Raw genomic sequence first — 11846 nt, forward strand, 5'->3', positions numbered from 1 at the left:
AACATTAGCCGGTGCCGAAGAAGGACCGCATTTTCATATTAAATACGTTTTAATACAATTTTCTCTGTTTCTTTTGCAATCATTCCTTTGTAATACTCCTTTAGCATATCATAACTTTCTGCAGATACAATTGCTTGATTAATTTGATGCATTACAGAAATTTGAAGTGTATTTTCGTTTGCTGCAATATTATACTTAAAAGATCCTAAATTATTTTCCATAGTAACCAATGCCGGAGCAGGCAATGTTTCTACAGCAAAACCATCTGGAATTTTAATGGTAATGTTATACTTGTCTGCAAAAGGGTAACTAAAATCGACTGGATATTCTCGAACCTCTTGTTTGAAAGGATTTTTCTCATTTGTAAAAAACAACATCGGATTTACATAAATTTTCCCTCCTATTAATTCGCACAAATTATTCCCTGTAAAAGAATATGTTTCTATAATAGGCAGTAGAATATCTTTTTCATTTGTTTTGGAGTATTCGCTTATTTCAATTTTATTGTTTCTATTTTCTAATTTTTCTAAATACTCTTCCTCTTTTACATTGAAAATATTATCTCTAGTAATCATAGCATTATAATCTTGAGATTGTCTTCTTGTTTTTCCGGTAACTTTTCCATCGGCTTCAATATTAAAAGTTAGAAACACATTATTGTTTGATGTTTTTTCTGGCATCAAATTAATCTCTTCTGATGTTCCATTTTTTCTTATTAATCTTCCTGACCAATTTAGCACTCTGAGAGGTAATATATTTGGCGTTGAAAACTTCTCAGATGCATCTAATAAAATATAGCCATTTGGAGTTTCTACGGCTGCAATTACATAATTAAAAGCAGTTCTGTTAGGAAACAAAGCAATACCATTAGATCGTGTACTTACTAATACTGGATTTGCCGTTAAGCCAGAATAACGAAGCATGGCTGTAAGCATTAGATTAATATCTGCAATATTTCCTGTTTTTTCTTTATACGCTTTTTTAACACCACTATCGCAGCCATATCCTGGATAACCATTCCATTTAACAGTTGTTTTAACATGATTTAAAATTGCCCATATTTTTTCTTCTGGTGTATTAAGACCTGCAAGCAGTTTTTTAATATCATCTTCAAAATAACCTGTTTTATTCAATTCAGGCCCAAAATCTTCATATTCATAAATTGTTTTTACAACCGAATTCCAATCTGTTGAAAATTCTTTAATTGGTTTATTTGGAAATTTTGTAACCGCCAATTCATGCGCTATTGAAGAGGTATAATTTTCAATATTATTTACAAATGCTTCCTCTTTCATTGCAGGAAAATCTACAGCAGTATAAGTAGTTTTAAGCTCCACATAATCGACCTTTTCACTCGAATATTCTGTTTTAACGGCACCTAACCCTGTTGGAACACTTCTTTCTTTACTATTAAAAACTATAGACTTATTATTTTTTGTGGTAACTGCTTTAGGAAAAATATACCCTTTTTGTCTTGGACTAAAAATATAATATTCTGGAATATAGGTTGAAAATTCAGAATAATTTACAGGGATGCTGGTTTGAAAATCCCACTCTCTTATCATTTCAAATGGGGTGCGAATAAAGTATTTAAATTCAATTACCGAACCCTCTTTTACATTAGGCATTGTTAGCTTTTTCTGAGATCTATATTTATTTAGAACTTCATCAAAAACGCCATCGCTTTTGAGCTTTGTTTTTTCAATTTTACCGTTTACTAAATTATACGTAACTGCATCAGAAATGGACACTTTTTCTTTGGTATTGCTTGAGGAATAATACCAAACTTCTTGATTTGCCCAGTCATATCCTTCTTTTTTATAAATTTTAATTCTGGTTTCTACTTCTGTTATTGTTACAAATCCTTCATTCATATCATATTCAAGACGCGACAATCCTTTTTTGTACAAAATAGCGGCAGACGCTGAAGAATCTTTTGGATGCACTTTCTCTTCAAGTTCTGCTACTGAAACTTTTCCTAATTTAAACTCCTGCGAAATTGCTTTGTGAGTGAATAAGGAAATTACAAACAAGATAAATAGATTAATAATTTTCATTGGTGTTTTTGGTTTATGATTGGTTAATTCTTGGTCAATATTATTTTGGCATTATCATTTCTAGAAATCTGCTCCATAAACAAACGGTATTCATCATATTCTTTATTCGAATATTTCCCTTTGTTTAAAAACATAGATCTTTTATAGGTTAATTTGTTATTTTCTTTTTTTATAATCTCGGTTCTGTATTCTCCAAATTTTCCTTTTAATTCATAATTCTGAGGAAGAAATTCGACACTAAAACCTTCTGGAAGATTGATCTCAATTTCGTCTGTATCTAAATAGCCGCGCTGAATTTGAAATGGATTTTTACGGTTTCTAATTCGTTTTACATTTCCCGTATATTGATTAAAAGCATCTAAAACAAAAATCATTTTATTGCCAGAAACAGCTCCATAATTGGATGCGCTTAACTGTACATCTTCGGTAAAACAAATATTCTCTTTATCATTGGTAAAAGTTATTTTACCCAATTTTAAATTATTGATATTGTTCCAATATTCCTTATAATGTTCTTCTTTTTCGTTTGGCTGTAAAGTTTCGATTCTGGCTTTCGCTGCATACTGACTGCCTTGTGAAGCAATTTTTAAAACGCCTGAGAAATCACCATTTTGATTTATGGTATAAATTCCTTGTCCTATTTGAGTATTTCCCTGATCGTCATAAATCTTAGTTCGAACAATTTCTCCTCCTTCTGGTTTAACCACCAATACATTTCTGTCATCTGTAAATGTACCCTGATAACCAAATGGATCGTCCTGACTTGTACATTCGAGCCAGATGTAATTATCGCCGTTTGGAACTGCAAGAATCATATGGTTACCTTGCATAGAAACAAAATCGGATTGAATATCAGATTTATAGCGATCTCCATATAAAATAGTGTTGTATGACGGAACATCAACAACTTGTAAAAGTGCTTTGGTATAATTAGATAATGCCTTACAATCTCCATATCCCAAGCGATCAACATCTGCAGCCATCATTGGTTTCCAGCCACCGATACCAACAGCAATATTGACATATCTGGATTTCTTTTGAACATAATCGTAAATAATCTTTGCCTTTTTTACAGGATCTTTTTCATCTCCTACAAGTGCTTTTATTTTCGTCTTAGTTTCATCAGGTAAAATTGTAGTTCCATTAAGAACCTTTTCTCCATACCATTTACCAAAAGCTTCCCAAGTTGTTGCAGTACCATCGACTCCTTCTAAATGAAAACGTTCCAGACCCATCATTACCTTAGGAAAAAGATCTGTATTAGAAGGGCTGAGATCTTCCTGCCGCTGTGCTAAAATATTAACCGCTTTATAACTTAACCTTGTATCAGAATCTTCGATTTTTTTTATCTCAAAATCAGAAAAACGAAACTCTTTCTTTTTAAATCCAAGTTCTTTAGGATAAGTTACGTTTAGCATACATTTTTCTACACTTAAATTATAACTGCTTAAAAAATACCATTGTGGTATAAAAGCCGTGTTAGAAGTTTCGACTTCACTAGTATAAACAATTGTAAAAGGATAGGAAATAGGTGTATAATCTAAAAACACTACACGATTATCAGAAAAAAGAGTACTACCGCTTACAGCGCTCTGGTCTTTAAAATCTTTTCGTTTTATTTTTTTTATTTCATTACCAAAAACATCATAAACAACAGCTTCAATACTTTTTATTGAAGTTGATTTATCATAATGCTGGTAGGCATCAATATCATTTAAACCTCTATCATTTAAAACGGTTACAACACGTTGCGCTTTGATATTCATACTTCTTTGTGACGCAATAGTAATATCCATTTGATCTAAACGAAGAACAGCATTCGCATTTTCTTTAAGACTGTCAGAAATTTTTAAAATGGAGTAATCGCTTTTTTGAGCAAAGAAAGTAATAGTAAAAAAGAAAAATAGTAACGCGCAAAAGAGCTTTTTCATTAGTAGGTATTTTCGTCAAATATATATTATTTTCAGAAATCCTTAACAAATGTTTAATAAAATTTTACTCTCTATTTTTGCTGTCCATAATTATCGTCACTGGACCGTCGTTTAAGAGATTAACTTTCATATCGGCACCAAAAATTCCTGTTAGTATTTTTTTACCAAACTCTTTTTCCAATGATTTCACAAAGTTCTCATACATCGGAATTGCAAAGTCTGGTTTTGCTGCTTTTATATAAGAAGGACGGTTTCCCTTTTTTGTAGAAGCATGAAGTGTAAATTGGCTCACAACAATAATGTCCCCGTCTATATCTTGAACCGAGCAGTTCATAACATCATTTTCATCTCCAAAAATTCTCATTTTTATAATCTTCCCAGCAAGCCAGTCAATATCTTCCTGATTATCGGCATCTTCAATACCAACTAAAACCAATAATCCTTTTTGAATGTCGGCAGTTTTTTGATTATCAACTGTTACTGACGCGTGAGAAACTCTTTGAAGAATTATTCTCATGGTAATTGTGAATTGTAAATTGTAAATTGTAAATTCATATTGCAGTCATTTTTTGTTTCGTTGTAATTATAATTGAAGCTAAAATTTTATTAATTTCTACAATATCCAATTTTATCGATTTGAATTGGGTTTCATTTAAATAATTAGATTGAAACAGTAACTCTAACCAATAATCTGTTTCGTTAGCTTCTTTTTGTGCAATTGCTAGTTTATGAATAAAATCTTTTTTACTTTCTGCCTGCTCAGATTCACGAACTAACGCTCCAATTGATGTTCCGCTGCGAAGCAGTTGTTTACTTAAAATAAATTCTTTTTTCTCTTGATTTAAAAATTGAAATAATTTCACAATTCTCAAAGCAAAATTAAACGACTTTGTTTTTATAACGTTGTCAGCCATAAGTCACAATTAACCATTCATAATTCACAATTACTTTCTCAATTCATCACTCGCTTTACGATCTTCATCATAAGTATCGGTACGATAATGTTCGTCATCTCCTTCAAGGATTTTAAGATAACTATTGTAGCGTGACCAAGCGATCTCGTCTTTTTCCAAAGCAGCTTTAATAGCACAGTGCGGTTCTTCTTTATGCAGGCAGTTGTTAAACTTACATTGATCTTTCAGCTTGAAAAATTCAGGAAAATAGCCGCTGATTTCTTCTTTTTCCATATCAACAATTCCAAAACCTTTAATTCCCGGCGTATCGATAATTTTTGCATTAAAAGACAAATCATACATTTCGGCAAAAGTTGTGGTATGCTGGCCCTGTTTACTGGCTTCAGAAATGTTCTTTGTTTTAAGATGTAAAGAAGGTTCCATAGCATTTACCAAAGTAGATTTTCCAACACCTGAATGTCCGGAAAACATGCTCACTTTACCAATCATCATTTCTTTCAATTCGTCAACACCTTTCATTTCGGTCGAAGAAACACGAAGACATTTGTACCCAATCTGCTGATACACATGCTGCATATACAATTGATCATCAAGTGTTGTTTCATCAAAAGTATCTATCTTATTAAAAACCAAAATAGTTTCAATATTATAAGCTTCAGCAGTTACCAAAAACCGATCTATAAAATTAAAAGTTGTAGGTGGATTATTTATGGTTATCAACAAAAAAACACGATCAATGTTTGATGCGATAATATGCATTTGATGTGATAAATTAACCGATTTACGAACGATGTAATTCTTTCTCTCGTGAATATTAAAAATCGTTCCGGTTACAGCATCCGAAGTTTCTTCGAGTTCATAATCTACAATATCGCCTACAGCAATTGGATTGGTGCTCTTAATCCCTTTCATTCTGAATTTCCCCTTCATACGGCATTCTATAAAATCGCCTTTTTTGGATTTTACGGTGTACCAGCTTCCTGTAGATTTATATACGAGTCCTGTCATTCTTGAATTTTAGATTGTTGATTTTAGTCCCGAAGCCTCGGGACAGATTGAAAACATAAATCTTTGCAAAGATAAATGAATAATTTTAAACATAGCGCACGGTTTCAACCGTAGGGACGTATTTGCAATGATATTCATCCTCCCCATGGTTAAAACCTTAGACTATGTAATTTAAAACAAAAATCCCCAAATCTTCTTTCGAAGAAATAGGGATTTTAAAAAACAATCTATTTTCAATTAATGATATAAGAAAACTTTAAAATAGTTTTACAAAAACTTAAATTAACTTATATCACTTATATGTTTTAGAAAAAATTATGCATTGAAAATTTTCTCTTGGTGACCAATACTTTCTTGGTGAATTGCTTTGAACATTCTTAAAACAAACTCTTCTGTAAGGCCTTTTTTCTCACCTTCAAGAATCATTTTACCTAGGATTTCGTTCCAACGATTGTTTTGAAGAATCGCAACGTTCGCATCTTTTTTCACCTGACCAATTTCGTCAGCTACTTTCATACGTTTTCCTAATAACTCTAATAAGTTAGCATCAAGTACGTCGATGTTTGCTCTTAATTTTGTCATTTTTTGAGTGTATTGATCTGTAGTATCATCCGTTTTTCTGATAGTCAAATCTTTAATGATTTGTTTCAAAACGTCTGGAGTAACTTGCTGTGCCGCATCAGACCAAGCATTATCTGGATCGTAGTGCGTTTCGATGATCATACCATCGTAGTTCAAATCTAAAGCCTCTTGCGTTACTTCGAAAATCATTTTACGATCTCCTGTAATGTGAGATGGATCGATGATTAGTGGTAAATCAGGAAATTTATTTTGCAATTCGATAGCAATCTGCCATTCTGGAATATTTCTGTATTTTGTTTTTTCGTAAGTAGAAAAACCTCTGTGAATAACCCCTAATTTCTCGATTCCAGCCATGTGTAAACGCTCAACTCCACCTAACCATAAAGCTAAATCTGGGTTTACAGGGTTTTTAACCAAAACGATTTTATCTGTTCCTTTCAAAGTGTCAGCAATTTCCTGAACAGCAAAAGGGTTTGCAGTTGTACGAGCACCAACCCATAAAACGTCGATATCATGTTCTAAAGCTAGTTTACAGTGAGCTGCAGTTGCAACTTCAGTACCCATTAATAAACCAGTTTCTTTTTTAGCTTTTTGTAACCATTTCAAACCAATTTCTCCAACACCTTCAAATCCTCCTGGACGCGTTCTTGGTTTCCAGATTCCCGCTCTGAATACACTAACTTTTGAATCTTTTAATTCGTGAGCAATTTTCAATACTTGATCTTCTGTTTCTGCACTACATGGTCCTGCTATCACAAGTGGGTGATTTAAATTGAAATCTTCTAACCACTTTCTCATTTCTTTCTTATTTTCCATCTTAATTCTAATTTACTTTTTAGTTGTTGTTAATCCGTTTAGTATTTCTTTTATTTTATTTGTGCTTTCCATTTCTTCAAAAATGGCATTGTAATTTTCATCTTTCAACAAATCCCTAAACCGACTGAGATTTGAAATGTATTCTTCTAATGTTTCGAGGACGTGCTCTTTGTTTTGCTTAAAAATCGGCGTCCACATTGCCGGTGAACTTTTTGCGAGACGAACAGTACTTTCAAATCCACTTCCCGCCATGTCAAAAATATCCTGTTCGTCTTTTTCTTTGTTCATTACCGTTTTACCGAGCATAAACGAACTTATGTGCGACAAATGCGAAACGTAAGCAATGTGTTTGTCGTGCGAAGTTGGATCCATATATCGAATCCTCATTCCTATTTCGCTAAAAAGCTTTAACGCCTTTTCCTGCAATTTAAAAGTGGTTTTTTCCACTTCGCAGATAATGTTTGTTTTTCCTTGAAACAAACCTCTAATCGCCGCCGAAGGTCCTGAAAACTCTGTTCCTGCAATTGGATGTGTTGCTATAAAGTTTCTTCTTTTTGGATGACTTGCCACTGCTTCGCAAATTGGCTTTTTAGTCGATCCTACTTCAAAAACAATGGTTTTATCTCCAACCGAATCCAGAACTTTAGGCAAAACTGTCAGCGCCACATCCACAGGAACCGAAACAATTACAAAATCAGCCTCAGCTAATTCTTCAAAGCTTCCCACCTGATCGATAACGCCCAAATCAATTGCTTCCTGCAAATGTTTTTCGTTATTATCTATTCCAAAAATAGTGGCATCAGGATGTTGGTCTTTGATGTCCAGCACCATCGAACCGCCTATTAACCCTATTCCTATTACGTATACTTTCATAATTCTTTTTATTTGAAGCAAACTTTAAATTCCAAATTCCAACCTATTTAACCGCAAAGTTCGCAAAGTTTGAAATCTAAAATCTACACTCTAAAGTCTAAAATCTAAAATCGATCTATCGCTTCTTGTACTTTTTCCTCTTTTACACACAACGAGAATCTGATATATCCTTCACCATTACTTCCAAAAATGGTTCCCGGTGTGATGAAAATATGTTTCTCGTATAATATTTCGTCAATGAACTTTTCTGCTGATTCGATGCCTTCTGGCAATTTTGCCCAGACGAAAAGTCCAACGCCTTCTTTATAAACTTTACAGCCTAATTTTTCTGCTAATTTTTCTGTTAATTTTCTACGGCGTCTGTAAATTTTGTTTTGCTCTTCGAACCAAGATTTATCACAATTCAACGCTGCAACTGCACCTTTTTGAATTCCGTAGAACATACCGCTGTCCATGTTGCTTTTTACTTTTAAGATGGCATCGATAATTTCAGGATTTCCTAAAACCATTCCAACTCTCCAGCCTGCCATGTTGAACGTTTTACTTAATGAATTTAATTCCAGAGCTACATCTTTTGCACCTTCAACCTGCAATAAACTCATCGGATTATCATTCAAAACAAAACTATACGGATTATCATTAACCAATAATATGTTGTGTTTTTTAGCAAAAGCAACCAATTTTTCAAATAATGCTAAACTTCCTCGCGCTCCTGTTGGCATGTGCGGATAACCTAACCACATAATTTTCACTTTCGAAAGATCTAATTTTTCTAAAGCTTCAAAATCCGGTTCCCATTTGTTTTCTTCTTTCAAATCATAATAAACTGGAACAGCTCCAACCAAATTAGTTACCGAAGTATAAGTTGGATAACCTGGATTCGGAATCAAAACGTGATCGCCTTCATTTAAAAACGCTAACGAAATGTGCATAATTCCTTCTTTTGAACCCATCAAAGGCAAGATCTCATTATTAGGATTTAATTCAACGCCAAACTGATCTTGATAGAAATCTGCCATCCCTTTTCTCAACTCCGGTAATCCCTGATAGCTCTGATAACCATGCCCGTTTTCATCTAAAATTGCAGAAGCAACTGCTTCAATAACTTCTTTCGACGGACTCAAATCAGGGCTTCCAATTGCCATACTGATGATAGGTTTTCCTTCAGACATTAGTTGTCTCACCTCTCTTAATTTTGATGAGAAGTAGTACTCTTTAACTAAGTCTAATCGTTTTGCTGTTGTAATCATTTTTTATTTGCTTTAGGCTTTAAGCTGTAAGCTTTAGGCTTTTTTTAAACTTCTACTTCGTGGGCTTCGACTTCGCTCAGCCTGACAATTTATTATTTCATCCCGAAGCTTCGGGATTGGAATTTGGAATTTCAAAAAATTGGAATTTCTTTTTCCTAAGGTTTAGTATTTTTATATTCTCCCAAAACCTTTAAATATTCTGCCATTATATTTAGTAACGCTTTGGCTTTTACAAAATCTTTGTATTTCTCAAATGTTACATCTACGAAAAAGGAGTATTTCCAAGGTGTTTCAATTTTTGGAAGCGATTGAATTTTCGTTAAATTCAGTTTGCAGTCGCTCATTACATTCAAAACTGCTGCCAGACTTCCTCTTTTGTGATCTAATTCAAATTTGATGGATGCTCTGTTGATTTCGTTTTCAGGCAAAAATGAATTTTGCTTTTTGACAATTACAAAACGAGTCATATTGTTTTTGATCGTTTGAATTTCCGGCGCGATGATTTCTAAATCATACATTTCCGAAGCTACTTTACTCCCTATAGCAGCAATTCCGGTTAATTGTTTTTCCTGAATTCTTCTTGCTGTTTCGGCTGTATCTTTATCCTCAACCAATTTTATATTTGGATATTGTTTCAAGAAATCCATGCATTGCAAAAGTGCCATTGGGTGCGAATGAACTTCTTTTATATCTTCAATTTTCTGACCTTTTAAAGTCATTAAATTTTGGTGAATGCTTAAATAATGCTCTCCAATAATGTGTAAATTGTTCTTGTCAATCAAAGCATAATTCGGAATAATTGGCCCTGCAATCGAATTTTCAATCGCCATTACTGCCTGATCTGATTTTCCAGAAAGAAGGCTGTCAACCAATTCTTCAAAAGACAAACACTCATCAATAGCCACATTTTCAGAGAAATACTCTTTCACAACCTGATGATGAAAAGAACCTTTTATACCTTGTATTGCAATTTTCGTTGTCATATATTCAAAAAAAAATCCTGATTTTCATCAGGATTGTATATTAGTTTTATTTGTCTTTTATATTTCTCAAATAACCATAGCACAATCCTTACTTCTACTAAAGAAGAAATAAAAAGAGTTGCTAAAATAAAAACGGTTAGATGCCATTTTGTTTGTGTAATTATTTAAATTCTCTGCGAATGTATAAATTATTTTTACTGCACCAAAAAAAATATTGCATTTTATGAAACAAAAAAGGATTTCTTAACAAATTTAGCAGGTTTTGTATGATAATATAAAAATATCGACTTAAAATGAGATATTTACAAAGGTTTTTTTAAGATGCTATCCCGAAACCTCGGGACTGAGTTGCTAAGATGCTAAGATTTAATTATAAATTTAATCTCTTTGACCAATTTTTAGGAGAGCGAGAGGTATGGAATACTCCTATAACAATAATTTCTTCTTTCTCAAATCGATAGTGAATTCCATAAGGAAATCTTGAAATAAATCTAATTTTTACATTTTTTTATTTCTTTTGATAGGCATCTGGGTTTCTTGATATTTGATCAAGTCCCGCTTCCAGACAAAGTTCAAAATCATAAGAAAGCCTCGTTCTTTGCTCTTCGTACCAGAGAACCACATCTTCAATATCAAATAATGCTTCCTTTACAAAACGAATTTCATACATTATCTAATCGATCTTAAATGAGCCTTAATCTCATCCCAAGTATACAATTCTGTTTTTCCTTCTTCTAAATTTTGAATACGAATATCTAATTCTCTCTTAACATCATCCGAAACCACCAAATTCTCTTTAGAAACACTATCCCACAGTTGCTCAGCCAAAACAATTTTTTCAGCATTACTGTACTTCGATAAATTTTTAATTTCCATATTTCCCTATTATCAATATTACAAATTTAGTCAAATTAAATCAACTAGTTTATTATTCTAGTTTGAATTGCATTTTGATTTAAATCAATAACCATACTATTTAAGAATTAGCAATTCATCGACAAATTCTTTTTCTTGATTTACATATAAAAAGTAATTTCCAATTCTATTTTGCTCCTCCATCGAACGAAGCTCTAATTTTATTTCAATACATGGAGTTGGAATAAAATCATGATCCATTAAAATTGAAATCGATTTTGGAGAAATTAAACATTCTTCTCGATGGTCTTCATCAATATTGTTGCAGTATTCAACAGCAAGGTTGTAAAAACATGTCTTTGTTTTGAATAATGTTATTATGTAAATCCATTTGTTATTCTAAAATTACGTGACCTAAATTCCTAGCCCCGATTGAAGTGGAAATCCTTTTTTATTTTTTCTTTAAAAATAAAAAAGATTGCAACGAAAAGCGGGAAATAGCTCCAAAAAAAAAGCAGCTATCATTACAATAACTGCTTTTCTATAAACACAAGAATAAAAATCTTTCCTCTTTATT

Annotated in this window: 12 protein-coding genes; all 12 read right to left on the reverse strand. The window is 32.7% G+C overall.

What is annotated here, in order from left to right; translation table 11 throughout:
• Positions 1-38: 38 nt before the first annotated feature.
• The 12 genes from BSF42_RS20165 to BSF42_RS22560 all read right to left on the reverse strand — a co-directional run bounded on the left by BSF42_RS20165 (position 39) and on the right by BSF42_RS22560 (position 11530).
• Positions 39-2057 carry a DUF3857 domain-containing protein gene (locus BSF42_RS20165; protein ID WP_095954897.1) on the reverse strand — a complete coding sequence of 673 codons (2019 nt, stop codon included), beginning with the start codon at positions 2055-2057 and terminating at the stop codon, positions 39-41.
• Between the two features lie 23 nt (positions 2058-2080).
• On the reverse strand, positions 2081-3988 hold the full coding sequence (locus BSF42_RS20170) for a DUF3857 domain-containing protein (protein WP_095954898.1): 1908 nt from the start codon (positions 3986-3988) through the stop codon (positions 2081-2083).
• A gap of 64 nt (positions 3989-4052) precedes the next feature.
• Positions 4053-4505: a D-aminoacyl-tRNA deacylase gene (gene dtd / locus BSF42_RS20175; protein WP_095954899.1), complete on the reverse strand. Its 453-nt coding sequence runs from the start codon at positions 4503-4505 to the stop codon at positions 4053-4055.
• A gap of 34 nt (positions 4506-4539) precedes the next feature.
• On the reverse strand, positions 4540-4902 hold the full coding sequence (locus BSF42_RS20180; RefSeq protein WP_095954900.1) for a four helix bundle protein: 363 nt from the start codon (positions 4900-4902) through the stop codon (positions 4540-4542).
• 30 nt (positions 4903-4932) lie between these two features.
• Entirely contained in the window at positions 4933-5910 is a 978-nt protein-coding gene (rsgA, locus tag BSF42_RS20185; RefSeq protein WP_095954901.1) for a ribosome small subunit-dependent GTPase A, read from the reverse strand.
• Positions 5911-6225: 315 nt separating this feature from the next.
• Positions 6226-7308 carry a bifunctional 3-deoxy-7-phosphoheptulonate synthase/chorismate mutase type II gene (locus BSF42_RS20190; protein WP_089480157.1) on the reverse strand — a complete coding sequence of 361 codons (1083 nt, stop codon included), beginning with the start codon at positions 7306-7308 and terminating at the stop codon, positions 6226-6228.
• A gap of 12 nt (positions 7309-7320) precedes the next feature.
• The gene (locus BSF42_RS20195; RefSeq protein ID WP_095954902.1) at positions 7321-8181 is read right to left on the reverse strand and encodes a prephenate dehydrogenase; all 861 of its coding nucleotides are present in this window, start codon (positions 8179-8181) and stop codon (positions 7321-7323) included.
• A gap of 104 nt (positions 8182-8285) precedes the next feature.
• On the reverse strand, positions 8286-9431 hold the full coding sequence (locus BSF42_RS20200) for a pyridoxal phosphate-dependent aminotransferase (RefSeq protein ID WP_095954903.1): 1146 nt from the start codon (positions 9429-9431) through the stop codon (positions 8286-8288).
• Between the two features lie 155 nt (positions 9432-9586).
• Positions 9587-10414: a prephenate dehydratase gene (locus tag BSF42_RS20205; protein ID WP_095954904.1), complete on the reverse strand. Its 828-nt coding sequence runs from the start codon at positions 10412-10414 to the stop codon at positions 9587-9589.
• A gap of 508 nt (positions 10415-10922) precedes the next feature.
• Positions 10923-11084, reverse strand: coding sequence for a hypothetical protein (locus tag BSF42_RS22555; protein ID WP_172426728.1), 162 nt, complete (start codon positions 11082-11084; stop codon positions 10923-10925).
• Positions 11084-11290, reverse strand: coding sequence for an addiction module protein (locus BSF42_RS20210; protein WP_095954905.1), 207 nt, complete (start codon positions 11288-11290; stop codon positions 11084-11086). Before BSF42_RS20210 ends, BSF42_RS22555 begins: the two co-directional genes overlap by 1 nt.
• A 96-nt stretch (positions 11291-11386) precedes the next feature.
• On the reverse strand, positions 11387-11530 hold the full coding sequence (locus tag BSF42_RS22560; RefSeq protein ID WP_172426730.1) for a hypothetical protein: 144 nt from the start codon (positions 11528-11530) through the stop codon (positions 11387-11389).
• Positions 11531-11846: the final 316 nt, after the last annotated feature.

The organism is Flavobacterium sp. ACN6, assembly GCF_002304005.1.
In the GTDB taxonomy this organism is placed as follows: domain Bacteria; phylum Bacteroidota; class Bacteroidia; order Flavobacteriales; family Flavobacteriaceae; genus Flavobacterium.